Raw genomic sequence first — 23,401 nt, forward strand, 5'->3', positions numbered from 1 at the left:
CCTCACCACCGTGAGGCGCCTCGTAGACACCAAGGAGTGACCATGGCGCAGAAGGATGCATCGGTCGCCGAGCTCACGAAGTCATTCGAGAACTCGAACGCCGTCCTGCTGACCGAGTACCGCGGTCTGACGGTTGCCCAGCTCAAGCAGCTGCGCAACAGCATCCGTCAGGACGCCGAGTACGCCGTGGTGAAGAACACGCTGACCAAGATCGCCGCGAACAACGCGGGGATCAGTGCGCTGGATGACGACCTCAAGGGTCCGTCCGCCGTCGCATTCGTGCACGGTGACTTCGTCGCCACCGCCAAGGCTCTGCGTGACTTCGCCAAGGCGAACCCGCTTCTCGTGATCAAGTCCGGCATCTTCGAGGGCAACGCCCTCACCGCCGACGAGGTCAACAAGTACGCCGCGCTCGAGAGCCGTGAGGTTCTGCTGGCGAAGGCTGCGGGCATGATGAAGGCGACGATGGGCAAGGCTGCGGCTACCATCGACGCGCTTCGCGAAAAGCTGGAGACCGCACAGGCCGCGTAAGCGACCGGCGATCTTTTTCACAAACCCCATCTATTAGGAGATACATCATGGCGAAGCTCACCACCGAGGAGCTGCTCGAGCAGTTCGCTGGCCTGACCCTTGTCGAGCTCAACGACTTCGTGAAGGCGTTCGAGGAGAAGTTCGAGGTCACCGCTGCTGCCCCCGTCGCCGTTGCCGGCGCTGGCGGCGCTGCTGCTGAAGAGGTCGAGGAGAAGGACTCCTTCGACGTCGTCCTCGAGGCTGCTGGCGACAAGAAGATCCAGGTCATCAAGACGGTCCGCGAGCTCACCTCGCTCGGCCTCGGCGAGGCCAAGGCTGTCGTCGACGGTGCACCGAAGGCCGTCCTCGAAGGCGCGACCAAGGAAGCTGCCGAGAAGGCCAAGGCTGCCCTCGAAGAGGCAGGCGCAACGGTTACCCTCAAGTAATCCTGTTCGGGTCGAGGCGTAGAGCGCCCCGTCCTGAATGCGTCTGAACGCTTGCGAAAGCCCCGGGGTTCGCCCCGGGGCTTTCGTGCGTCCCTGGTCCTGGTCAGCGCGCCGGAGCGGTGGAGTTGCGCACCACGAGAGCGGATGCCGCCACCACGTGCTCGACCGGAATGGCGGGGTCCTCGATCCGCTGCTGCAGAAGACGGACGGCCTGAGCGCCCTGCTCGCGCGGCCGCTGCCGGATCGTGGTCAGCGCGAACATCTCGGCGTGCTGATGATCGTCGATGCCGACGACGCTCAGTTCTGCCGGCACCGAGATTCCGAGCCGGCGCGAGGCGATGATCGCGCCGATCGCAGCCTCGTCGCAGATGCCGACGATCGCGGTCGGCCGGTCGCGCCGATCGCCGAGGAGCTCGGCGGCGGCCGCGTACCCGTCCGGCATGGTGCCGGCGCCGGCCTCCACGCCGTCGGCGACCCGCAGGTGCGACCCGAGACCGGCGGACGACATCGCGTCCCGATAGCCGTCGACGCGTCGGGAATCGACGAAACTGCGGGATGCGGCATCCGCTGAGGTGCCGACAAGGGCGATTCTGGTGTGGCCGAGCTCGATCAGATGCTCAGTCGCGATGCGCGCCGCCGCGGAGTCGTCGATCGACACGGAACTCGCCCGGTCGGCAGGCGGGCCGACCGTCACCAGTGGATGATCCGCGCGCTGCACGCGTTCGAGTTCGTGAGGGCCGGGCTGGATGCCCGCAACGATGAGCCCGTCGAACCGTTTGCGCGGCAGCACGCTCTCGAAGAGACGCGCGCGCTGGCCCGCGCCCTCCCTGAAGCTGTACAGCGCGAGGTCGTAGTCCAGCTCCAGGAGTGACTCCTGGATACCGGCCAGCAGTTCGGCGAAGAACCACCGCTCGATCGACGGCAGGACCACGCCGATGGTCTGGGTGCGTCCGGTGGCCAGGCTCGTCGCCGAGGAGTGTGCGACGTAGGAGAGCTCCCGCGCGGCCTCCGTGACGCGGGAACGAGTCGCGTCGGACACATAGCCCCGTCCGGTCAGGGCGCGGCTGGCGGTCGCCTTGGAGACGCCGGCACGTGCCGCGACGTCCGCGATCGTGCTCATCGGTCCTCCTCGACCTCGGCGTACGCGACGGCAGGGCAACTCTGCGCGCCCGTCGGTTCCTCAGGGTACGCGGAGAGGAACCGGTTCCACAATGACCGGCGGCCAGTCGTCCCTGAATACGTCGAATGGTTGTGCGCTTGTGATCGTTGCCTATTGTGCGGCGTCCTCGCGGGGAAGTAGGTTGGCCTGGAATCGGTTCCCTATCGGCGAGACACACAGCATCGCCATCCGCGAGGGGCCGGGTACTCGAAGAGGAGAATTCACATGGGTCTGTCACAGCGTCACCGGCGACTCGCGCCGCTCGCCCTGCTCGGTGCCACGGGCATCGCGCTCGCCGGATGTGGAGCGCCCGGTGCCCCAGACGGTGGTGGCGAGGGCGGTGGCGGCAACACGGTCACCATCTACGGCACGATCGTCGATGCCGAGGCGGAACTGCTGCAGGAGTCCTGGGCCGATTGGGCCAAGGAGAACGACATCGTGATCAAGTACGAGGGCAGCCAGGACTTCGAGACCCAGCTCGGCACGCGCGCGCAGGGTGGCAACCCGCCGGACATCGCGATCTTCCCGCAGCCCGGCCTGTTCGCCGACTTCGCCGAGCGCGACTTCTTGAAGCCCGCGCCGGAAGAGGTCAAGAAGAACGCGAACGAGTACTGGACCGAGGACTGGGTGAACTACGGCACGGTCGACGACACGTTCTACGGCGCGCCGCTGATGGCCAACGTCAAGGGCTGGATCTGGTACTCGCCGACGAAGTTCGCCGAATGGGGCGTCGAAGTCCCCAAGACCCTCGATGAGCTGGGGGCGCTGACCACCGCGATCCAGGCAGCGTCGGGAACTCCCGCCTGGTGCGCCGGCTTCGAATCCGGAACGGCGACGGGCTGGCCCGGCACCGACTGGGTCGAGGACTACGTGCTGCGTCAGGCCGGTCCCGAGGTGTATGACGAGTGGGTCACCGGCGAGGTCCCGTTCAGCGACCCGCAGATCAAGCAGGCGTTCGACTCCGTCGGCGAGGTGCTGCTGAACCCGGCGAACGTCAACGCCGGCTTCGGTGACGTCCGGTCGATCAACTCGACGGCCTTCGGCGACGTGGCTCCCGCGCTCGCTGCAGGAACCTGCGCGCTCACCCACCAGGCGTCGTTCCTCTCCGGCTTCTACCCGGAAGGCACCAACATCGCCGAGGACGGCGATGTCTGGGCCTTCATGCTTCCGGGCGAGAAGGCTGGCGAGAACGCGGTGACCGGTGCCGGCGAGATCGTCGGCGCGTTCAGCGACAGCGAGGCGACGCAGAAGGTGCTCGCATACCTGTCGAGCCCCGAGTGGGCGAACAGCCGCGTGAGCCTCGGCGGCGTCACCTCCGCGAACAACGGGCTCGACCCGGAGAACGCGAAGGACCCCATCCTCCAGGAGACCATCAAGATCCTGCAGGACCCGGAGACGACGTTCCGCTTCGATGCCTCCGACCTGATGCCCGGTGCTGTCGGCACCGGCACGTTCTGGAAGGGCATGGTCGCCTGGGTCAACGGAACTCCGACCGATGAGGTTCTCACGCAGATCGAGTCCGGCTGGCCGGCGAGCTGATCGGAACGGAGCGGGCCGTCCATCCGGGCGGCCCGCTCTCTCGAATCCGAACAGCTGGCCCGAGCGCTGAGGCTCGGGGCGGCTTCGCTCTGCACAAGGTGAAAGGACCGACGTGACCGCGTTCTTCCAGTGGATCGGCACGATGCATCCGATCCTGCAGGCTGTGATCGTCGTCATCGCATTCGCGGTGGTGGTGGCCGTCATCCTGCTTCTCGTCGACATCGCGCCTCGCAAGGGCGCGCTCTACACCGGCATCCGCCTGGCGATGTGCCTGCTCATCCCGCTGGCCGTGATGGTGACGTTCAACGCGTGGTACTGGGCGATGGGAGTCGCCGTCGCCGTCGGGGCGCTCTTCTTCCTGTTGGACTTCCGCTCCCGCGAGGGCACCGGGTATCTCATCCAGCTCGTGGCGTTCATGGCCCCGGCGATGCTGCTGCTGCTCGTCGGACTGATCCTGCCTTCGCTGCAGACGATGGTCACCTCGTTCATGAACTCCTCAGGCAAGGACTTCGTCGGCCTCGCCAACTACGCGTGGATCTTCACACAGCCCGACGGCATCCGCGTGGTGCTCAACACCGTCGTCTGGGTGCTGCTCACACCGACCGTCTCCACGATCGTCGGCCTCGCCTACGCCGTCTTCATCGACAAGACCCGCGGCGAGAAGATCTACAAGGTGCTGGTGTTCATGCCGATGGCGATCTCGTTCGTCGGTGCCGGCATCATCTGGCGCTTCATGTACGAGTACCGCGGCAAGGAGTTCGACCAGATCGGCCTGCTGAATCAGCTCGTCGTCTGGTTCGGGGGAGAGCCGCAGCAGTGGCTGCTGAACCCGCCGCTGAACACGCTGTTCCTGATCGTCGTGCTGATCTGGGTGCAGACCGGCTTCGCGATGGTCGTGCTGTCCGCATCGATCAAGGGAGTGCCGGCCGAGCTGCTGGAAGCGGCTGAACTCGATGGCGCGAACGCCTGGCAGCGGTTCAAATCGGTCACGATTCCGGCGATCCGCCCCGCGCTGATCGTCGTCTTGACGACGATCTCGATCGCCTCGCTGAAGGTCTTCGACATCGTGCGCACGATGACCGGCGGAAACTACGACACGTCGGTGCTCGCCAACGAGATGTACACGCAGTTCACGAAGTTCGAGGGAGGACGCAGCGCCGCGCTCGCGGTGATCCTGTTCATCCTGGTGCTGCCGATCGTCATCTACAACGCGCGCCAGATTCAGAAGCAGCGGGAGATCCGATGACCGACACCGTGAAGACCCAAGAAGCGTCCACTACCCGCGCCATCACCACCGGCGGACGGCTGGATGCCTCGGCTGGCCGTGCCCGCAAGGTGCTCTCTCGACCCTGGGCGTCGGTCGGCTCGATCGTGATCGCCGTGCTGTGGACGATCCCGACGCTCGGCCTGTTCATCTCGTCGTTCCGCCCGCGGGATCAGATCCGCAGCAGCGGTTGGTGGGAGTTCTTCGCGAACCCCCAGGTCACTTTCGAGAACTATGCCGAGGTGCTGCAGTCGGGTACGACGCAGCTCACGATGGTGGAGTCGTTCATCAACTCGATCGCGATCACAATCCCGGCGACCGTGGTGCCGTTGATGGTCGCCGCGATGGCCGCGTACGCGTTCGCGTGGATCGACTTCAAGGGCCGCAACGCGCTGTTCATCTTCGTGTTCGCGCTGCAGATCGTGCCGATCCAGATGGCCCTGGTGCCGCTGCTGAGTTCGTTCTCGCGAGGGATCAACCTGTTCGGCCTCCAGGTCACGCAGCCCCTCGGTGCATCCGGAGGGTTCGCGCAGGTCTGGTTCGCGCACTCGATGTTCGCCCTGCCGCTGGCGATCTACCTGCTGCACAACTTCATGTCCGAGATCCCCGGTGAGATCATCGAGGCCGCGCGCGTCGACGGCGCATCACGTGGGCAGATCTTCTTCCGCATCGTGCTGCCGCTGACGATGCCGGCCATCGCGTCGGTCGCGATCTTCCAGTTCCTCTGGGTGTGGAACGACCTGCTGGTCGCCCTCGTGTTCGCGGACGGCGCGGCCGCACCGATCACGAAACTCCTGGCGGAGATGGTCGGAACGCGCGGCAACGACTGGTTCCTGCTCACGGCCGGCGCCTTCGTGTCGATCATCGTTCCGCTGATCGTGTTCTTCTCGCTGCAGCGGTACTTCGTGCGCGGACTCCTGGCAGGGTCGACCAAGGGCTGACCGATTCCTGAATCGGTGGAACGGGCGGATGCCGCGGCGAAACATACCTGCTGCCGCGGCATCCACCCCCGTACGCTGAAATCATGAAGTACGCCGAGTCCATCGTCGACCTGGTCGGCGACACGCCCCTCGTGAAGCTGCAGCACGTCACTGACGGGCTCGCGTGCACGGTGCTCGTCAAGCTCGAGTACCTCAATCCCGGCGGCTCCGCGAAAGATCGGATCGCGACCCGGATCATCGACGCGGCAGAGGCATCCGGCGAATTGAAGCCGGGCGGAACCATCGTCGAACCCACCAGCGGCAACACCGGCGTCGGGCTGGCATTGGTCGCGCAGCAGCGCGGGTACAAATGCGTCTTCGTCCTGCCGGACAAGGTCGGCGAGGACAAGATCGATGTGCTGCGGGCGTACGGCGCCGAGGTCGTGGTGACCCCCACATCGGTCCCCGCGGACAGCCCGGAGTCGTACTACAGCGTGAGCGATCGCCTCGCCCGAGAGATCCCCGGGGCGTTCAAGCCGAACCAGTACGAGAACCCGAACGGGCCGCGCAGCCATTACGAGACCACGGGCCCCGAGATCTGGCGCGACACCGACGGCGAGGTCACGCATTTCGTCGCGGGCGTCGGGACCGGCGGCACGATCACCGGCACCGGTCGGTACCTGCGCGAGGTCTCCGATGAGCGCGTGCGCATCGTCGGCGTCGACCCGGAGGGCAGCGTCTACAGCGGTGGCACCGGCCGCCCGTATCTCGTCGAGGGTGTCGGTGAGGACATCTGGCCGGGCGCCTACGATCCGAGCGTGCCGCACGAGATCGTCGCGGTGGGCGATGCCGAGGCTTTCGCGATGACCCGCAGGCTGGCGCGGGAAGAGGGCATCCTCGTCGGCGGCTCCAGCGGGATGGCCGTGATCGGCGCCCTGCGCGTGGCCCGGGAGTTGCCGGCCGATGCCGTCGTCGTGGTGCTCCTGCCGGACGGCGGACGCGGCTATCTCGGCAAGATCTTCAACGACGGCTGGATGCGCTCGTACGGTTTCAGCGAGGTCGAGGAGGGCGAGACGGTCGCTCATGTGCTCGCCGAGCGCCCCTCGCGGAAGGGGCACGGCATCCCCGATCTGGTCCACGCGCACCCGAGCGACACTGTGCTGGAGGCGATCGGCATGATGACCGAGTTCGATGTGTCTCAGCTCGTCGTCCTCAGCGCCGAGCCGCCGGTGATGATGGGCGAGGTCGTCGGCACCGTCGACGAGAAAGGGCTGCTGGACCTGCTCTTCCGCGGCGAGGCTTCGCCAGCCGACGCGGTGGGCGAGCATGTGGGGGAGCGGTTGCCGCTGATCGGCATCCATGCTCCCGTCGCCCAGGCGCGGACCGCACTCGCCGATGTCGACGCGCTGCTGGTGACCGAAGACGGCAAGCCGCACACCGTCCTCACCAGGCAGGACCTCCTCGCGTATCTCTCCCGCTGATCGCGCGCCGTCCCCGGCCGTAACAGGATCGGCCCACGGGGCGGGGCCGGACGTAGGCTGATAGGCATGTCCGACCACGCTTTCGCCACCCGAGCCATCCACGCAGGGCAGGAGTTCGACCCGACCACGGGTGCGATCATCCCCCCGATCTATCAGACCTCCACTTTCGTGCAGGACGGCATCGGCGGCCTCCGCGGCGGATACGAATACAACAGAGCCGCGAACCCCACGCGCTCATCGCTCGAGACGCAGCTCGCCGCGCTCGAGGGCGGCTCCGCGGCGCTTTCGTTCGCCTCGGGCCTCGCCGCCGAGGACGCCCTGTTGCGCGGTGTGTTGAAGCCCGGCGACCACGTGCTGCTCGGCAACGACGCCTACGGCGGCACCTACCGCCTGCTCACGAAGGTGCTCGCGCCCTGGGGGATCGAGACGACGACGGTCGAGCTCTCCGACGTCGACGTCATTCGTGCGGCGATCCGGCCGGAGACGAAGATCGTCTGGCTGGAGACGCCGAGCAATCCGCTTCTCAAGATCATCGACATCGGTCGGATCGCCGAGATCGCGCACGCCGCGGGAGCGATCGTCGTGGTCGACAACACCTTCGCCTCGCCGGCGTTGCAGCAGCCCCTCGCGCTCGGCGCCGACCTCGTCGTGCACTCGACCACGAAGTACCTCGGAGGGCACTCCGACGTACTCGGCGGCGCCGTCGTCTTCGGTGATGACCGCTTCTTCGAGCAGGTGAAGTTCCAGCAGTTCGCCGTCGGCGCCGTCTCTGCTCCGCTCGACGCCTGGCTGACGACGCGCGGCATCAAGACGCTCGCCCTGCGGATGCGGCAGCACTCGGAGAACGCGCAAGCCATCGCCGAGTGGGCGCAATCGCGTCCGGAGTTCGAGACCGTATTCTTCCCCGGGCTCGCATCGCACCCCGGCCACGACATCGCAGCCCGCCAGATGAGCGGCTTCGGGGGGATGCTGTCGCTCGGCCTCGCCGGCGGGTCCGCCGCGGCGCGCGCGTTCGCGGAGTCGACCGAGCTGTTCCAACTCGCGGAATCGCTCGGTGGTGTGGAGTCGCTGATCGGCTACCCGTCGGAGATGACGCACGCCTCGGTCCGCGGCACCCCGCTCGCCGTTCCGGAGAACGTCGTGCGGCTGTCCGTCGGAATCGAAGACGTCGGGGACCTCATCGCCGACCTCGAGCAGGGGCTTGCTCGACTCTCCCGCTGACCGGTACGCCCGGCCCTTCGCCGTCGGGGGATGCTTTGGGACGCTCCCGCAGCCCGGGAACCGTCTGAAACCATTCCGGAGGGCGCCCCGGCGGGCATCGCCCGGTGGTCGCGGGCGGTAGCATGGATGCTTCGCCAATCGAATCGATTCGAACGATATCCCGCCACCTGAACTCCGGAAGGACCGTCGTGCCCGACGCTCCGCACACTGATCCCACGCCGACCGAACGCACCGCGACCGGCAGCATCCGCACCTCGACGCCGACCGGCGCGATCCGCACCCTCGGGTCGAACCCGGCCACGGCGCCGGTCATGCTGCACCCCGGGGATTCGATCCCGACGGCGCGCCGGGTCCTCTACATCATCCTGCTCGGCGCCCTCACCGCGCTCGGCCCTTTCACGATCGACCTGTATCTGCCCGCGTTCCCGGTGCTGGAAGAGGACTTCAACACCACGGCAGGTGCGATCCAACTGACCCTCACCGGCACGATGATCGGTTTCGCGATCGGTCAGCTCGTCGTCGGCCCGCTCAGCGACAAGGTCGGTCGCCGTGTCCCGTTGATCGCGGTCACGGCGCTGCACGTGCTCGCCAGCCTCGCGGCGGCGTTCGCCCCGGATCTCGGCCTGCTGAGCGCGACGCGCGTACTGATGGGCATCGGAGCCGCGGCGGGTGGTGTGGTGGCGATGGCCATCGTGCGAGACCTGTTCGGCGGACGCCGGCTCGTCGTGATGCTCTCGCGGCTCGCGCTCGTCTCGGGGGTCGCCCCCGTGGTCGCTCCGCTGATCGGATCGTGGCTGCTCACGCTGATGCCGTGGCGCGGGATCTTCGTCGTGCTCGCCGTCTACGGCATCGTGATGCTGCTCTCCGCGATCATCTTCATCCCAGAGACCCTCCCGGCAGCGCGCCGGCAGGAGCGTGGCGGCGCGACGGTGCTGCAGCGTTACCGTTCGGTGCTGTCCGACCGGGTCTTCATCGGCGTGCTGATCATCGGCGGGATGACGTTCTCGGGTCTGTTCTCCTACCTTTCGGCATCCCCCTTCCTCTTCCAGCAGACGCACCAGCTCGATCCGCAGCAGTACGGGCTCCTGTTCGCCGCGAATTCGCTCGGCCTGGTCATCGGCGTTCAGATCGCCTCCCGGCTTGCGACCCGCTTCGGACCGCAGTGGGTGCTGGCGGTGTCCACCGTCGTGCTTCTCCTCGCCGGATCCGCGATCATCGTGACCGATCAGATCGGCCTGGGGCTCTGGGGCACGGTCGTGCCGCTGTTCGTGTTCATGACGGCATGCGGTTTCACGTTCCCGAACGTGCAGGTGCTGGCGCTGGATCGACACGGCAAGGCGGCAGGCACGGCTGCCTCGATCCTGGGCGCGGCGAACTTCGGCGTCGCCGGACTCATCTCACCGGTCGTCGGCTGGATCTCGCACGATGCCGGCATCACCGCGACCACCATGGCCTCGGTGATGGTCGGGTGCGCAGTGATCGCGATCCTCGCGCTGTGGCTGATCGTGCGTCCGCGCACGGTGGGGATGCTCACGCCCTGACCTTCCAGGTGACGTCGGCCAGAATGGGACGATGAACAGGCGAATGCTGTGGTGGGGGGTCGGTTGTCTCGTAGCGGCGACGGTGCTGGGGGCGATCGTCGTACTGGGATTCGCGGATACTCCGGCGATCGATCGCTGGTGGAACTCGGTGGTCGCCGATCAGAGAGTGCCCTGGCTGCTGGGTTTCGCCCACCTGACGAACCGGATCGGCGGCGGTTGGATCGCGATCCTGCTGGTGCCGCTGCTGGTGATCGCGGTGCTGCTGCTGACGCGTCGCTGGCGATCGGCGGTTTTCGCGGCTCTCGCCTTCCTGCTCAGTGCCGGGGCGGTGCAGGGGCTCAAGCAGTTGTTCGGGCGGGCCCGACCCGATGACATGCTCGTGGCCTCCGATTACGGTTCATTCCCTTCGGGGCACGTCGCGAACGCGGCGACCATCGCTGTCGTGATCTGCGTGATCTTCCCTCGGGTCTGGACGATCGTCCTCGGCGCACTCTGGGTCCTCGGGATGGCGTACTCGCGCACCCTGCTCTCCGTGCACTGGGCGACGGACACGCTCGGCGGGGCGCTGGCCGGGGCCGGGGTCGTGCTGATGCTGGCCGCCCTGCTCGGCGACTGGGTGCAGGGCCGGAGGCCGCAGTCCGATCCGCCGATAGGCTGGAAGGCCGCCCGCTCTTCCTGAGGAGTCCTCTTGTCTCGCATCCGTCCGTATCGACCCGCAGATCGCGCCGCGATGTACGACATCTGCGTGCGGACGGCGGACGCCGGCGCGGATGCGACGGGCATCCTCTCGAACGATGAGCTGTGGGGCGACGTCTACGCTGTTCCCTACGTCGAGCGTCACCCTGATCTCGCCTGGGTCGTCGAGGCCGAAGACGGACGCGCGATCGGTTACATCGTCGCGACGGACGACACGGATGCCTTCTCGCAATGGTTCCGCGATGAGTGGTGGCCGCAGCGGGCGCAGCGGTATCCGCGGCCCGGGGAGGTCATCACCCGCGAGGACCGGATGGTCGAGTCCGCCTACAGTCGTGCTCCGGGCGACGACGTGCATGCCGTGGACTACCCGGCGCATCTGCATATCGACCTGCTCCCCGAGACCCAGGGTCAGGGACTGGGGCGCGTGCTCGTCGAAACACTCTTCGCCGAGCTGCGACGTCGGGGAGTGACGGGCCTGCACCTGGGCATGGATCCGAACAACACCGGCGCAGCCGCGTTCTACGAGCGCCTCGGGATGGAGCGTCTGCCCGAAGGGCCGGGCGCGCAGAGTTACGGCGTGCGTTTCGTCGGCTGAGTCATCCGGAGGGCTCAGCCCCGCCAGAGGAACAGCGCCACTCCCAGGAGAGCGACCACTGCCAGCGACGTCAGGGTCCGGAACGTGTTCCACGCTGTCCAGCGCGGCGCGTAGTCGCCCCACGAGAGCGTGCCCGCCTCGAGCGCGTTGTTCATGGGGACGTTGACCGCCGCGGTGACGAGGAACGAGCCGACGAAGCTGACACCGGCAGCGAGATAGAGCCAGAAGCCGTCCCGGCCCGCGATGGTCGTCATGATCCCGGCCGCAAGTGCGCTCAGAGGAGTGCCGAGAAACGCCAGGAACAGCCAGGGGTTCAGGATGCGGCGGTTGATGCTGCGCATCGCGGCGGATGCGGCATCCGCCCCCAGCTCGTTCAAGCCGCCGATCACCGACATGGAGAACGCGAAGAAGAGGCCGGCGAGCGATGCGGCGAGCGCGAGCGAGACGAACGTCAGGACGAGGGCGATGCTGATCACGGGAATCAGCATAGGGCGAGCATCGGGATGCGGCCATGCATGAGAAAACCCCCGGAAGCTCTCGCTTACCGGGGGTTCAGTCATTGGCGGTGACGGCGGGATTCGAACCCGCGGTTGCTTGCACAACACACGCTTTCCAAGCGTGCTCCTTCGGCCGCTCGGACACGTCACCAGGAACAACCTGTCCATCCTATCCGATCGGCCGGGTGCCGCGTGACAGGTGCTATCCGGCCGGAACCTCGGCGATCGAGAAATAGACGGGCAGGCCGCGCTCGCGGGCGATGGCGACGTCATTGTCGGCACCCGTCGAATCGCCGGGGAGGCGCAGCACCGCGTCGCAGTGCTGCAGCAGGCGCGCAGCCACGTCGTACATGACATCGCTGTTCGCGGCTTCGGCGGAGTCCAGCCCGCGGAGCACTGGGAGGGCGACCCATTCGCCGATCATCGGGACATGTCCCAGCCGGTGGAGGGGGGCTGCGGCGGCCTCGAGGCGCTCGAGGTTGCGTGCGATCGCTTCGGGATCGCCGTCGGTGCCGGAGCGGTAGGGTCCGGCGATGAGAATGAGGAGTGGTTTCGTCATACCGAAGACTGTAACGTTAACCGTGCAGAAACGTAAATAAACGTGAAGGAGTCGGAATGCTGAGTGTGCAGCGCAAGGAACATCTGCTCGGGCTGCTCGCTCGCGACGGTCGGGTCGTCGCGAAGGATGCGGCGACTGAGCTCGGCGTCTCGGAAGACTCCATCCGTCGCGACCTTCGCGAACTCGCGGCGATCGGGGCGTGCGTCCGCGTCTACGGCGGTGCCGTCCCGATTGCGGAGCGCCCGGTGGCGCAGCGCCAGGACATCGCGACGGAGAGCAAGGAGCGGGTGGCGAGGGCAGCGGTCGCTCATATCCGCCCCGCTTCCACGATCATCCTCGACGCCGGCACGACGACCCTCGCCATGGCGCGGATGCTCCCGAACGACGCGGCGCTGACGGTGATCACGCCGAGTCCCGCCGTGGCACTCGCGGTGGCGGAGCATTCGGACGCCAGGATCATCCTGGTCGGTGGGGAGCTCACCCGGCACTCGATGGCGTCGGGCGGAGCCCTTGCGCTCGAGGCGATCGCGCATCTCGGCGCCGACATCTTCTTCATGGGGGTGTCCGGGATCGACCCCCTCCACGGATTGACGACCGGCAGCATCGACGATGCCGCGACGAAGCGAGCTCTCGCCGCACGGAGCACAGAGGTGCTCGTCCTGGCCAGCGAGGAGAAGATCGGTGCGGCATCGCGGTTCCCGGTTCTCGGTTTCGGCGAGATCGCCGGGATCATCGTCGACCCGGAGGATGACGATCCGCTCATCGCGCAGCTGATCCCCGCGTAAAATCTCAGGGTGGCCACCCCGAAGATCGTGCTTTTCTATGCCTTCACGCCGCTCACCGACCCCGAGGCGATCCGTCTCTGGCAGCGCGATCTCGGCGAGGCGCTCGGGCTGCGCGGTCGCCTCATCATCTCGAAGGACGGCGTCAACGGCACCCTCGGCGGTGACCTGCTCGCGCTGAAGAAGTGGGTGCGGTCGTTCCGCGCCTACGCGCCGTTCAAGGACGCCGACATCAAATGGAGCGAGGGCACGGGACTCGACGCGGCCGGTCTCAGCCTCGACTTCCCGAAGCTCAGCGTGAAGGTCCGCGACGAGATCGTCTCCTTCGGGGCGCCCGGTGAGCTGCGGGTGGACGCACACGGCGTCGTCGGCGGCGGAACGCGGCTGACCCCCGACGCACTCCACGACCTCGTGGCGGAGCGCGGCGACGACGTCGTGTTCTTCGACGGCCGCAACGCGCTCGAGGCGCAGATCGGGCGCTTCAAGAACGCGATCGTCCCGGACACCGACACGACCCGCGACTTCGTCAGCCTGCTCGATTCCGGGGCGTACGACGATCTCAAGGGCAAGCCGGTCGTCACGTACTGCACCGGCGGCATCCGCTGCGAGGTGCTGTCCAGCTTGATGGCGTCCCGCGGCTTCGGCGAGATCTACCAGCTGGAGGGCGGCATCGTCCGCTACGGGGAGCGATTCGGAGACGACGGACTGTGGGAGGGCTCGCTCTACGTGTTCGACAAGCGCGGTTCGGTCGATTTCTCGGACCACGCCGCGGTCATCGGAGAGTGCGTCGGCTGCTCGACGCCCACCAAACGCACGGCGAACTGCCCTGACCTCTCGTGCCGCGTGCAGTTCGTCGTGTGCGAGACGTGCGCAGCGGTGCCCTGCCAGGAGCACGCCGCGGCGTGAGGGCTACGCGAGCAGGGGAGCATCCGCACTGCGCCCCGCGAACAATGACCGCGGGATCATCACGGCGGTCAGCCGGGTTCGATGATCCACGCTCCGCTGCAGGTCGCCGAGGATCGTGGTGAGCGGCACCGAGAGGTCACCGACCTCCGCTCCGCCGCGGGCATAGCTCGTCTGCTCGACGGCATCCGTGAGCCGCTTCACGGCGTCGGGGTCCGCGCCTCGCTCGCGCACGAGGGCCGCTCCGCGCACCCGTGGAGTGTCGGCATCCGACACCGCGACCCGCAGGTCCAGCAAGGTGTCTCGCAGTTCGGACCAAGCCGCCATCGCGTCGCCGTCGCGCGCGCGCCGTCGGCGGATGGCGCGACGTGTGCGCCGGATCAGCGCCGGGAGCAGCAGGATCAGCACGATCGTGACGATGCCGAGCATGATCGGCGTCGGGTCGAGCTGTCGCAGAGGCCCGGTCGTCCCCGCGCTGTCGCCGGCATCGTTGCGCTCGAGGTCCGGGCCGTTCGTCGCCGTCGCGCCCGGCGACGTCGTCGGCGCCGGCGAGGCAGGTCCTCCTGCCCCCGGTCCCGTGGTGGTCGCCGGCTCGAACCGGGTCGGCACGCCCAGGGATGCGGTCGGCTCGAACGGCACCCAGCCGATGCCCTCGAAATACACCTCCGGCCAGGAGTGCAGCTGGTCGCTCGTCACGGAGAACACCGACTCCTCGCCGCGCTCCTGATCCGTGAGCAGACCGGGAAGGTAGCCGACGACGATGCGCACCTGCATCCCCAGCTCTTCAGCCATCAGGGCGAAGGCGCCCGCGAAGTGGATGCAGTACCCGGAACGCACCTCCAGGAACCGCGCGACGGCGTCAGCGCCGGTTCCGTCGAACTCCTCCTCGACGGGCGTCTCCAGGGAGTAGCTGAAGGTGCTGCGGAACCACGTCTGCAGGGCGATGAGTCGGTCGTAGTCGGAGCCGGCGCCGGCCGTCACCTCTGCCGCCAGGTCGCCGATCGCCGCGGGCAGCTCCACCGGCGTCTCGTCCGTCTCAAGAGGCGGTGCCGCTGATGCCGCCTGGATCTGCTCGAGGGTCGGGGTGACGGAAACCGAGGTCACGGTGTAGTCGTTGCCGACGGCGTCGCCTCGATCGGAGACGACGGTGCGATTCCCGGGCATCACCATCCACGATGAGGGCGCGCCCTGGATTCTGGTCGCGGCGTACGGAACCGGAAGCCACGCACTCGACATCCGCAGAATCCGGATCGACGTGCGCCGGCTCTCGCTCTCGATCTCCTCGGTCCAGTCGGGGTCCCCGAAGCCGTCCGACTGCTCCTGCAGCTCGGATTCATCAGGGTTCCAGACGCGGCCGTCGAATTGCGAGAGGGTGGCGAGTCGCAGGTAGGGGGCGACCTCGCCTTCGGCTGCGACCGTCAGCACCTCGACCGGCGTCGGACGGCGCAGATCGTCGCCGAGATTCAATGATGCGTTGACGGTGATGCCGACGCCCGAGCCGGCCCAGCTCGCCGATACGGGCAGCCCCGGCGCGATCATGATGGTAGCGGTCAACGCGATGACGCCGATCCCGGCGGTGATCGCGGGTGCGGACCGGGCGGGCGCGTCCGGATCCTGCCGCGCGGTGTAGCCGAAAAGGACGAGCATCAGCACGCCGAGCATCACGAACCAGACGACGTTGGCGCCGCTGACGGTGACGATCATCGGCAGCGCGCCGACGACGGCCGCGAGGAGGCCGGCGAGCAGGGCGTTCCGATGCGCGACGAGCTGGTCGAGCAGGATCGCGAGCACCGCGAAGCCGCCGGCCAGCACCAGCTGCAACCCCGGCGTGGCGTTCAGCGGCGCCGATCCGTAGGCGATCTCCTCCCACGCGCCGGCCGCGAGTGAGCCGAACACCGACCAGGTGCTCGGGGTCGGAACGACGCCGAAGACTGCGGTGTCCCCGGCGACCAGCAGAGTGACGGTGCCGATCGCGGCGACGATCTGGGCGAAGAGCGGCACGAGCTCCCGCACCCATTCGGGTCGGCGCTGCAGCAGTGTCCGCATGCCGATTCCGGTGAGCGCCGTCACGAAGATCACCGCTGTGACGGCGAAAGACCACGCGCCCGGTTCGATCACCGAGGTGAACGGCCACAGCGCGACGAATCCGGCCGCAGCGGCGAGTGCACCGGGCGCCAGTCGCCGGGGCGGGGTCTCCTCGTCCCGACGCCACGTCGCCGCGCCGACGGCCGGGTCCACCCGCTCAGACCGGCGCATCGCCGACTCCGGGTCGCTGGGGCAGTGCGTCCTCCCAGGCGTCGGCGATGTCCTCGCCGAGTTCTGCCGTCGACCAGCCGTGTGCGGTGGCGGCCGCCATCGCACCGGGCTGGGCTTCCGTGGCGAACAGCATGGCCGCCGCCGCCCCTGAGGGCCGCAGCAGCGCGGCGTCCTCTTCATCGATCCGCCCGGTGATGTACACGAGCGGGCCGGGAGGGGTGCCGCCGATGAGCGTCGGGAGGTCGCGGGAATCCCCGCGCGGCGTGACCATCGCGAGCGCCACGAGGAGCCCGTCGCGATCGTCCTCGTGCCCGCGCAGCTCGCCCAGCACGTTCCCCGCGCTGTCGATCACGTCGACGCTGTAGCCCTCCTGAACCAGGTGGATCGCCGCGGAGGCGCAGAGCGAGACCGCGGTCTCGAATCGGGCGTCGGCGCTGTGTCCTGGCCGATCCCAGCGGGCGGCGCTGCGATCGAGCACGACGAGCGCGTCCGGACTGGACTCCTCCTCTTCCTGACGCACCATCAACTGGCCTCGGTGCGCGGTGGCACGCCAGTGGATGCGGCGCATCGAGTCGCCGGAGATGTAATGGCGCGGCGAGAGATTGTCGCTGCCCTGTCCGAGCCTGCTCGACGAGGTGTGCGCAGTGCCGCCGGCGGCGCCGACGCGGACTGTGAGCGGTGCCAATGTGAAGACCTCCGGCACCACGGTGACCGTCCGGGTCTCGCCGAACTCCTGCTCCCGCTGAGCGAGGCCGAAGGGATCGACGGTGCGCAGCATGAGGGGCCCGATCTGCCAGATACCGCGCCGCACTCCGGTGATGACGTAGCTCAGCTGGCCGCTGCGCGGCGGGTACTCGCCGCCGGACTCACCGGCGACGGCATCCGGCAGCACGTCACGCCAGAGGCCGTGCGGAATGCGGATGGCGCGCAGGTTGAAACGCACGGTCACCCGGGAAAGCTCGGAGACGGTGATCAGGTCGGTGGAGATCTGCCGTGCCACGGTGCCGGTACGCCGGGGAATCCGCACCACGAGGAAAGAGAGTGCGGGGAGCAGGAAGAGCAGGAGCCCGACGTAGAGGAGGATCGGAGCCGCGACGGCGTTCGCGAGGACCACGCAGGCGACGCCGGCGAGGAGAGCTCCCGCTCCTCGCCCGGTGAGAGTTCGCCGTCGTCGCATCTCTCCGTTCCTCAGGAGCGGGCCGCGATCGGGACTCGCACCCGATCGACGATCTGCGCGAGCGCCGCCTCGACCGGCTGGGCGCCGGCGCGGTGCGCGCCGCGGGCCGGCAGCAGGCGGTGCGCGAACACCGGGACGAGGAGTGCGGTGAGGTCGTCGGGGATCACGTATTCGCGTCCGTCCAGAGCAGCCCAGACCTTGGCAGCCCGCACGAGCTGCAGCGTCGCACGCGGGCTCGCCCCCAGATGCAGGCTCGGGTCGACCCTGGTGGCCTGGGCGAGAGCGACCGCGTACTCCTCGAGCGCCGGGGCGATGTGCACGGACCGTGCCCACGCGACGAGCAGGCTGATGGATGCCGCATCCGCCACCGGGGTCACGGCGGCGAGCGGGTTCACGACGTCGCGCTGGCGCAGCATCAGCGCCTCGGCAGCGGCATCCGGATACCCCATCGAGATCCGCATCATGAAGCGGTCCCGCTGCGCTTCCGGCAGGGCGTACGTTCCCTCCATCTCGAGCGGGTTCTGCGTGGCGACGACGAGGAACGGCCGCGGCAGCGGATGCGTATCCCCATCGACGGTGACCTGTCCCTCCTCCATCGCCTCGAGCAGGGCCGACTGAGTCTTGGGGGAGGAACGGTTGATCTCGTCGGCGATGACGATGTGCGCGAAGATCGCACCGCGCTTGAACTCGAACTCGCGGTCGACCGGGTTGTAGACGGAGACACCGGTGACATCGCCGGGGAGCAGGTCGGGGGTGAACTGGATGCGGCGCACCGTCGCATCCACGCTGGCGGCCAGCGCCCGCGCGAGCATGGTCTTGCCGACCCCCGGGACGTCCTCGATGAGGAGGTGCCCCTCGGCCAGCAGGCAGATGAGGGCGCTGCGCACGGCATCCGGTTTTCCATCGATCACCGCTCCGACGGAGCCGAGGATCGCGGAGGTCTGCGCGGCGAACTGCTCGGCGCTGATTTCAGCCGGGATCTGGGGGGCGGTGTCTGGCATGCGTTCCCTCTCGCGTGAGCGCTGCGATGCGCGTGAATCGATCGTAACCCGCGCGAGCGGTCGTCGTCCGGTCTCCTGGGCGCTCGCAGCGCAGAGGTTCCGGTAAGATGGTTGACGGCTCTCCGCGTGGCGGCATCCAGGCCAATTCCCCCAGGGCGGAAACGCAGCAAGGGTAACCGGGCTCTGCTGGGTGCGCGGAGGGTCACTTTCTTTTTCAGCGTCCTCCGGGGCGGCACTGCCAGGATCGTGACGTGACCAGCCCCGCCGTCTCCCCGCGCTCGAACCCGATCGGTCGGTTCGCATCGCCGGTCGTGCTCCTCGCCGCCATGTGGCTCATCCAGTTCGCTGATGCCGTGCTGCCCGGTTCGTTCACCGGGTTCGGCGTGCGCTCATGGGATGTCTCCGGTCTCGCCGGTATCGCGCTGGGTCCGCTGCTCCACGTCGATTGGGCGCACCTGATCGCCAACTCCGTGCCGCTGCTCGTGCTCGGCTGTCTGGTCGCGGTGGACGGCGCTGGACGCTTCTGGGCGGTGACCGCGACCGTAGCGATCGTCGGCGGTATCGGCACCTGGCTGCTCAACGCGCCCGGCGCGCTGACGGTCGGTGCGTCCGGACTCGTCTTCGGCTACTTCGGCTATGTCGTGATGAGGGTGTTCGCTCCCGGTCGCATTCCGCACCGGTTGCTGTACGCCGTGATCGCGTTGATCGTGATCGCGCTCTACGGCGGTTCGATGCTGGCCGGCGTCGTCGGCGTGCGCGATGGCGTCTCCTGGCAGGCGCACCTGTTCGGGGCAATCGGTGGCGGGCTGGCTGCGCTCGCTCGCAGACGCGGAGACCGATCCGGATGAGCACACGGCGTCCGAGATCGCGCAGCAGCGCGCGCACGCGCAAGCCCGGCGCCCGGCGGCGGGCCGCTCTTCGGATCCGGCGACGGCGGATGCTGCGGCGCATCCTCATCTCCGCGGCGATCGTCGTGGCGGTCGTCGGGTTCGCGGTGCTCGTGCCGTTCGGCCTCGCGCGGGATCCGGCACCCGTCTGCGCGGCGGACTCGGGGACGTTCCCGGAAGTCGGCATCGAGGGATGGCGGGGGGAGCAGCTCGAGAACGCCGCCACGATCATGCAGACGGCATCGGGTCTCGGATTCGGCCGCGACGGGCAGATCATCGGGGTGATGACCGCCATGGGTGAGAGCGGTCTGCGCAACATCGACTACGGCGACTGGGAGACCATCGGCTTCCGCAACCCGGACGGAACGCGAACCTCGAGCATCGGGCTCTTCCAGCAGCAGGACTGGTGGGGCAGCGTCGAGACCCGGATGGACCCGGCCGCATCCGCCACCCTCTTCTACACGCGCCTCGGCGGGTTGGAAGGGTGGCAGCAGATGGCGCCGTCGCACGCGATCCACCGTGTGCAGATCAACACCGACCCCGACTACTACGCCCAGTACGCGGCGGATGCGACGGCCGTCGTCGTCGCGTTGTCCGGCCCGTGCGCGGCATAAGCTGAAGTCGTGGCTCGGAGCATCTACATCACCTCGGCCGAAGGACACAGCGGCAAGTCGACCGTCGCGCTCGGCGTGCTCGACGCGGTGATGCGCGTGACCCCCAGAGTGGGGGTGTTCCGCCCGATCGCCCGGTCCGCCGAGGAACGCGACTATGTGCTGGAGCTCCTGCTCGCACACGACGGCGTGCAGCTCGACTACGACGAATGCGTCGGCGTCACCTACGACGATGTGCGCGAGGACCCGGATCGCGCCCTGTCCACGATCGTGTCGCGGTTCAAGGCGGTCGAGGCGCAGTGCGACGCCGTCGTCATCGTCGGCAGCGATTACACCGATGTCGCCAGTCCCGCGGAGCTCGGATACAACGCCAGGATCGCTGCGAACCTCGGTGCCCCGGTACTGCTCGTGCTCAGCGGTCGCGATCAGCAGCGCCAGGGAGAACAGCTCGGCACCACCACCGCGCGCACCCCGGAGGCGATCGGTCAGATCGCGGGGCTCGCGATCGCCGAACTCGGCGAGGAGCGTGCGGAACTGTTCGCACTCGTCGTCAACCGCGCCGACCCCGACGCGATGGACCGGACGATCGAGACCCTGCGATCCGCATCGACCGCAGCGACTCCCGTCTGGGCGATCCCGGAGGATCGCAGCCTCATCGCTCCGTCGATGAGCGGCATCCTCACGGCCGTCGGCGGCCGGCTCCTCAAGGGCGACCCCGAACTGCTCGGTCGCGAGGTGCTCAGTGTCGTCGTCGCCGGGATGTCGATGGTCAACGTGCTCCCTCGTCTCACCGAGGATGCCGTCGTGGTGATCCCGGCCGACCGCACCGAGGTGCTCCTCGCGACGCTGCTGGCGCACGCATCCGGCACCTTCCCGCGCGTGTCCGGAATCATCCTGAACGGGCCGTTCCCGCTGCCGGAGCCCATTGATCGGCTCATCGACGGCTTCGCCTCCGCGGTCGCGATCATCGCGACCGATCTCGGCACGTACGAGACGACCCTGCGGGTCATGGGCACGAGAGGGCGCGTCAGCGTCGACTCCCGCCGCCGCTACGACACAGCGCTGGGGCTCTTCCAGACGCACGTCGACATCACCGAGCTCACCACCCAGCTCGGCCTCGCGGAATCCCGCGTCGTCACTCCGCTGATGTTCGAGTACGGCCTCATCGAGCGCGCCCGCGCAGAGCGCAAGCGCATCGTCCTGCCCGAGGGCGACGACGATCGCATCCTCAAGGCGGCAGCCACCCTGCTGGCCAGGGAGGTCGCCGATCTCACGATCCTGGGCGACGAGTCCGAGATCCGCGCACGCGCCACCGCGCTGGGTCTCGACCTCACCGCCGCCCAGATCCTCAGCCCGTTCGACGCCGAACTCGTCGAGCGCTTCGCCACGGAGTATGCGCGGCTGCGGGCCCACAAGGGCATCACGCTCGCGCAGGCGGCGGACACGGTCACCGACGTCTCGTACTTCGGAACGATGATGGTGCATCTCGGCCTCGCCGACGGCATGGTCTCCGGAGCCGCGCACACCACGGCCCACACGATCCGCCCGTCGTTCGAGATCATCAAGACGAAGCCGGGGGTGAACGTCGTCTCCAGCGTGTTCCTGATGGCGCTCGCCGACCGGGTGCTCGTCTACGGCGACTGCGCCGTGATCCCGGACCCGACCAGCGCGCAACTCGCGGACATCGCGATCTCCTCGGCGGCGACCGCCCGCCAGTTCGGCATCGAGCCGCGCGTCGCCATGCTGTCCTACTCGACGGGGGAGTCGGGCTCCGGCGCGGACGTCGACAAGGTTCGCGAAGCGACGGCCCTGGTGCGGGAGCGGGATCCGGAGCTCCCAGTCGAAGGGCCGATCCAGTACGACGCGGCGGCGGATGCGGCGGTGGCCGCGGCCAAGCTGCCGGGGTCGGCCGTGGCCGGGCGAGCGACCGTGTTCGTGTTCCCCGATCTCAACACCGGCAACAACACCTACAAGGCGGTGCAGCGCTCCGCCGGCGCGGTGGCGATCGGTCCGGTCCTGCAGGGGCTGAACAAGCCGATCAACGACCTCTCACGCGGTGCCTTGGTCGACGACATCGTGAACACGGTCGCGATCACTGCGATCCAGGCTCAGGGAGTGGATGCCGGCGCATGAGTGCGATCCTCGTCATCAACAGCGGGTCCTCGTCGCTGAAATACAGTCTCATCGACGTCGCGCGCGAGCGTGAACTGGCCGGCGGTCTCATCGAGCGGATCGGCCAGGACATCAGCGCGGTGATGCACACGGTGCGGCAGTTCGCAGCACCCGGCGAGCCCGCTCCCACGATGCTCGACGCCACGTACAAGAGCGAGCTGCCGATCGCCGACCACGATCGCGCGTTCGCGGTGATGCTGGAGCAGTTCGCCGCACACGGGCCGTCGCTCGTCGAGCATCCGCCCGTCGCCGTCGGCCACCGCGTCGTGCACGGAGGATCGCGCTTCGTCGCGCCGACACTGATCACGCAGGACGTCGAGAACGAGATCGAGGAGCTGTCGGTCCTCGCACCGCTGCACAACCCGGCCAACCTCGCCGGGATCGTCGCCGCGCGCGCCGTGTTCGACACCGTGCCGCACGTGGCCGTGTTCGACACCGCGTTCCATCAGACGCTGGCGCCGGCGGCCTACACCTACGCGATCGATGCCGCGCTCGCCGCAGACCATCAGGTGCGCCGCTACGGCTTCCACGGCACGAGCCATCAGTACGTGAGCGAGGCGGCCGCGGCGTTCCTCGGCCGCGATCTCGGATCGTTGAAGCAGATCGTGTTCCACCTCGGCAACGGCGCCTCGGTCACGGCCGTCGATGGCGGGCGGTCGGTGGAGACATCGATGGGGCTGACGCCGCTGGAGGGTCTGGTCATGGGCACTCGCTCCGGCGATATCGATGCGGCCGCACTGATGCACATCGCCAGGACCGCCGGTTACACGATCGACGATCTCGACACCCTGCTCAACAAGCACAGCGGTCTGCTGGGGCTCGCCGGACACAGCGACATGCGTGACATCCTCGCCGGGGTGGACGCGGGTGAGGCGGCATCGACACTCGCGTTCGATGTCTACATCCACCGACTGCGCGCCTACGCCGGGGCGTACATCGCGCAACTCGGCGGCGTGGATGTCATCTCGTTCACGGCAGGGGTCGGGGAGAACGCCGCGCGTGTGCGCGCGGAATCGATGTCGACGCTGGGCTTCGCTGGTATCGAGATCGATGCCGCCCGGAACGAGGCCCGCGAGCGGGGCATCCGGCGCATCTCCACCGACGCCTCCTCCGTCGTCGTCCTCGTCGTGCCGACGAACGAAGAGCTGCAGATCGCCCGCCAGACCGCTGAACTGCTCTGAGCC

Annotated in this window: 22 protein-coding genes, 1 tRNA gene and 1 other RNA gene; 17 read left to right on the plus strand and 7 right to left on the minus strand. The window is 68.2% G+C overall.

The window, feature by feature from the left end; genetic code table 11:
• Positions 1-42 precede the first annotated feature (42 nt).
• A complete protein-coding gene (gene rplJ, locus LTA6_RS11265; RefSeq protein ID WP_102191731.1) occupies positions 43-531 on the plus strand; it encodes a 50S ribosomal protein L10 in 489 nt (162 codons plus the stop codon).
• 47 nt (positions 532-578) lie between these two features.
• A complete protein-coding gene (rplL, locus tag LTA6_RS11270) occupies positions 579-956 on the plus strand; it encodes a 50S ribosomal protein L7/L12 (RefSeq protein ID WP_341973833.1) in 378 nt (125 codons plus the stop codon).
• A gap of 103 nt (positions 957-1,059) precedes the next feature.
• On the opposite strand, the gene LTA6_RS11275 is transcribed toward rplL, so the two are convergent.
• Positions 1,060-2,076, minus strand: coding sequence for a LacI family DNA-binding transcriptional regulator (locus LTA6_RS11275; protein WP_407357859.1), 1,017 nt, complete (start codon positions 2,074-2,076; stop codon positions 1,060-1,062).
• Positions 2,077-2,340: 264 nt separating this feature from the next.
• On the opposite strand from LTA6_RS11275, the gene LTA6_RS11280 reads away from it, so the two are divergent.
• The 8 genes from LTA6_RS11280 (at position 2,341) to LTA6_RS11315 (ending at position 11,372) form a co-directional block, all read left to right on the plus strand.
• The gene (locus LTA6_RS11280; RefSeq protein ID WP_341973835.1) at positions 2,341-3,654 is read left to right on the plus strand and encodes an extracellular solute-binding protein; all 1,314 of its coding nucleotides are present in this window, start codon (positions 2,341-2,343) and stop codon (positions 3,652-3,654) included.
• Positions 3,655-3,766: 112 nt separating this feature from the next.
• Positions 3,767-4,900 carry a sugar ABC transporter permease gene (locus LTA6_RS11285; RefSeq protein ID WP_363548411.1) on the plus strand — a complete coding sequence of 378 codons (1,134 nt, stop codon included), beginning with the start codon at positions 3,767-3,769 and terminating at the stop codon, positions 4,898-4,900.
• Positions 4,897-5,859, plus strand: a complete 963-nt coding sequence (locus LTA6_RS11290) for a carbohydrate ABC transporter permease (RefSeq protein WP_341973837.1) — start codon at positions 4,897-4,899, stop codon at positions 5,857-5,859. Before LTA6_RS11285 ends, LTA6_RS11290 begins: the two co-directional genes overlap by 4 nt.
• An 83-nt stretch (positions 5,860-5,942) precedes the next feature.
• Positions 5,943-7,319, plus strand: a complete 1,377-nt coding sequence (locus tag LTA6_RS11295) for a cystathionine beta-synthase (protein ID WP_407357860.1) — start codon at positions 5,943-5,945, stop codon at positions 7,317-7,319.
• A gap of 66 nt (positions 7,320-7,385) precedes the next feature.
• A complete protein-coding gene (locus LTA6_RS11300; protein WP_341973839.1) occupies positions 7,386-8,540 on the plus strand; it encodes a cystathionine gamma-synthase in 1,155 nt (384 codons plus the stop codon).
• A gap of 188 nt (positions 8,541-8,728) precedes the next feature.
• A complete protein-coding gene (locus LTA6_RS11305; protein ID WP_407357861.1) occupies positions 8,729-10,081 on the plus strand; it encodes a multidrug effflux MFS transporter in 1,353 nt (450 codons plus the stop codon).
• Positions 10,082-10,112: 31 nt separating this feature from the next.
• The gene (locus LTA6_RS11310; protein WP_341973840.1) at positions 10,113-10,760 is read left to right on the plus strand and encodes a phosphatase PAP2 family protein; all 648 of its coding nucleotides are present in this window, start codon (positions 10,113-10,115) and stop codon (positions 10,758-10,760) included.
• Between the two features lie 9 nt (positions 10,761-10,769).
• The gene (locus LTA6_RS11315) at positions 10,770-11,372 is read left to right on the plus strand and encodes a GNAT family N-acetyltransferase (protein ID WP_407357862.1); all 603 of its coding nucleotides are present in this window, start codon (positions 10,770-10,772) and stop codon (positions 11,370-11,372) included.
• A 14-nt stretch (positions 11,373-11,386) separates the two neighbouring features.
• Here the strand turns inward: LTA6_RS11315 and LTA6_RS11320 are convergent, their stop codons facing one another.
• From LTA6_RS11320 to LTA6_RS11330, 3 genes are all read right to left on the minus strand, one after another.
• A complete protein-coding gene (locus tag LTA6_RS11320) occupies positions 11,387-11,860 on the minus strand; it encodes a DUF1772 domain-containing protein (protein WP_407357863.1) in 474 nt (157 codons plus the stop codon).
• A gap of 72 nt (positions 11,861-11,932) precedes the next feature.
• A tRNA-Ser gene (locus tag LTA6_RS11325) sits at positions 11,933-12,020 on the minus strand.
• 51 nt (positions 12,021-12,071) lie between these two features.
• On the minus strand, positions 12,072-12,428 hold the full coding sequence (locus tag LTA6_RS11330; protein ID WP_407357864.1) for a DUF4406 domain-containing protein: 357 nt from the start codon (positions 12,426-12,428) through the stop codon (positions 12,072-12,074).
• A 56-nt stretch (positions 12,429-12,484) separates the two neighbouring features.
• Between LTA6_RS11330 and LTA6_RS11335 the strand changes: the two genes are divergently transcribed.
• Both LTA6_RS11335 and LTA6_RS11340 read left to right on the plus strand, forming a co-directional pair.
• Positions 12,485-13,213, plus strand: a complete 729-nt coding sequence (locus LTA6_RS11335; protein WP_341973844.1) for a DeoR/GlpR family DNA-binding transcription regulator — start codon at positions 12,485-12,487, stop codon at positions 13,211-13,213.
• A 9-nt stretch (positions 13,214-13,222) separates the two neighbouring features.
• The gene (locus LTA6_RS11340) at positions 13,223-14,116 is read left to right on the plus strand and encodes a rhodanese-related sulfurtransferase (protein WP_341973845.1); all 894 of its coding nucleotides are present in this window, start codon (positions 13,223-13,225) and stop codon (positions 14,114-14,116) included.
• Positions 14,117-14,119: 3 nt separating this feature from the next.
• Here the strand turns inward: LTA6_RS11340 and LTA6_RS11345 are convergent, their stop codons facing one another.
• The 3 genes from LTA6_RS11345 to LTA6_RS11355 are packed head-to-tail and all read right to left on the minus strand — an operon-like array spanning position 14,120 to position 18,547.
• Positions 14,120-16,369, minus strand: a complete 2,250-nt coding sequence (locus LTA6_RS11345; RefSeq protein ID WP_341973846.1) for a DUF3488 and transglutaminase-like domain-containing protein — start codon at positions 16,367-16,369, stop codon at positions 14,120-14,122.
• A complete protein-coding gene (locus tag LTA6_RS11350; RefSeq protein WP_341973847.1) occupies positions 16,356-17,546 on the minus strand; it encodes a DUF58 domain-containing protein in 1,191 nt (396 codons plus the stop codon). Before LTA6_RS11350 ends, LTA6_RS11345 begins: the two co-directional genes overlap by 14 nt.
• An 11-nt stretch (positions 17,547-17,557) precedes the next feature.
• Positions 17,558-18,547 carry a MoxR family ATPase gene (locus LTA6_RS11355; protein WP_341973848.1) on the minus strand — a complete coding sequence of 330 codons (990 nt, stop codon included), beginning with the start codon at positions 18,545-18,547 and terminating at the stop codon, positions 17,558-17,560.
• Positions 18,548-18,660: 113 nt separating this feature from the next.
• Here LTA6_RS11355 and ffs point away from each other — a divergent pair.
• From ffs to LTA6_RS11380, 5 genes are all read left to right on the plus strand, one after another.
• Positions 18,661-18,757, plus strand: an RNA gene (gene ffs / locus LTA6_RS11360) — signal recognition particle sRNA small type.
• Between the two features lie 41 nt (positions 18,758-18,798).
• A complete protein-coding gene (locus tag LTA6_RS11365) occupies positions 18,799-19,395 on the plus strand; it encodes a rhomboid family intramembrane serine protease (RefSeq protein ID WP_341973849.1) in 597 nt (198 codons plus the stop codon).
• Positions 19,392-20,048 carry a hypothetical protein gene (locus LTA6_RS11370; RefSeq protein ID WP_341973850.1) on the plus strand — a complete coding sequence of 219 codons (657 nt, stop codon included), beginning with the start codon at positions 19,392-19,394 and terminating at the stop codon, positions 20,046-20,048. The genes LTA6_RS11365 and LTA6_RS11370 overlap by 4 nt, the downstream gene beginning before the upstream one ends.
• 9 nt (positions 20,049-20,057) lie before the next feature.
• Positions 20,058-22,178, plus strand: a complete 2,121-nt coding sequence (gene pta / locus LTA6_RS11375) for a phosphate acetyltransferase (RefSeq protein ID WP_341973851.1) — start codon at positions 20,058-20,060, stop codon at positions 22,176-22,178.
• Positions 22,175-23,398 carry an acetate kinase gene (locus tag LTA6_RS11380; protein ID WP_341973852.1) on the plus strand — a complete coding sequence of 408 codons (1,224 nt, stop codon included), beginning with the start codon at positions 22,175-22,177 and terminating at the stop codon, positions 23,396-23,398. Before pta ends, LTA6_RS11380 begins: the two co-directional genes overlap by 4 nt.
• The last annotated feature ends 3 nt before the right edge of the window (positions 23,399-23,401 follow it).

The organism is Microbacterium sp. LTA6, assembly GCF_045690355.1.
Classification (GTDB): domain Bacteria; phylum Actinomycetota; class Actinomycetes; order Actinomycetales; family Microbacteriaceae; genus Microbacterium.

What these genes read in the sequence shown, in the direction of transcription:
- rplJ (WP_102191731.1), top strand. Translation starts at nt 43, where the DNA reads ATGGCGCAGAAGGATGCATCGGTCGCCGAGCTCACGAAGTCATTCGAG.
- rplL (WP_341973833.1), top strand. Translation starts at nt 579, where the DNA reads ATGGCGAAGCTCACCACCGAGGAGCTGCTCGAGCAGTTCGCTGGCCTG.
- LTA6_RS11275 (WP_407357859.1), bottom strand. Translation starts at nt 2,076, where the DNA reads ATGAGCACGATCGCGGACGTCGCGGCACGTGCCGGCGTCTCCAAGGCG.
- LTA6_RS11280 (WP_341973835.1), top strand. Translation starts at nt 2,341, where the DNA reads ATGGGTCTGTCACAGCGTCACCGGCGACTCGCGCCGCTCGCCCTGCTC.
- LTA6_RS11290 (WP_341973837.1), top strand. Translation starts at nt 4,897, where the DNA reads ATGACCGACACCGTGAAGACCCAAGAAGCGTCCACTACCCGCGCCATC.
- LTA6_RS11295 (WP_407357860.1), top strand. Translation starts at nt 5,943, where the DNA reads ATGAAGTACGCCGAGTCCATCGTCGACCTGGTCGGCGACACGCCCCTC.
- LTA6_RS11300 (WP_341973839.1), top strand. Translation starts at nt 7,386, where the DNA reads ATGTCCGACCACGCTTTCGCCACCCGAGCCATCCACGCAGGGCAGGAG.
- LTA6_RS11310 (WP_341973840.1), top strand. Translation starts at nt 10,113, where the DNA reads ATGAACAGGCGAATGCTGTGGTGGGGGGTCGGTTGTCTCGTAGCGGCG.
- LTA6_RS11320 (WP_407357863.1), bottom strand. Translation starts at nt 11,860, where the DNA reads ATGCTGATTCCCGTGATCAGCATCGCCCTCGTCCTGACGTTCGTCTCG.
- LTA6_RS11330 (WP_407357864.1), bottom strand. Translation starts at nt 12,428, where the DNA reads ATGACGAAACCACTCCTCATTCTCATCGCCGGACCCTACCGCTCCGGC.
- LTA6_RS11335 (WP_341973844.1), top strand. Translation starts at nt 12,485, where the DNA reads ATGCTGAGTGTGCAGCGCAAGGAACATCTGCTCGGGCTGCTCGCTCGC.
- LTA6_RS11345 (WP_341973846.1), bottom strand. Translation starts at nt 16,369, where the DNA reads ATGCGCCGGTCTGAGCGGGTGGACCCGGCCGTCGGCGCGGCGACGTGG.
- LTA6_RS11350 (WP_341973847.1), bottom strand. Translation starts at nt 17,546, where the DNA reads ATGCGACGACGGCGAACTCTCACCGGGCGAGGAGCGGGAGCTCTCCTC.
- LTA6_RS11355 (WP_341973848.1), bottom strand. Translation starts at nt 18,547, where the DNA reads ATGCCAGACACCGCCCCCCAGATCCCGGCTGAAATCAGCGCCGAGCAG.
- LTA6_RS11370 (WP_341973850.1), top strand. Translation starts at nt 19,392, where the DNA reads ATGAGCACACGGCGTCCGAGATCGCGCAGCAGCGCGCGCACGCGCAAG.
- LTA6_RS11380 (WP_341973852.1), top strand. Translation starts at nt 22,175, where the DNA reads ATGAGTGCGATCCTCGTCATCAACAGCGGGTCCTCGTCGCTGAAATAC.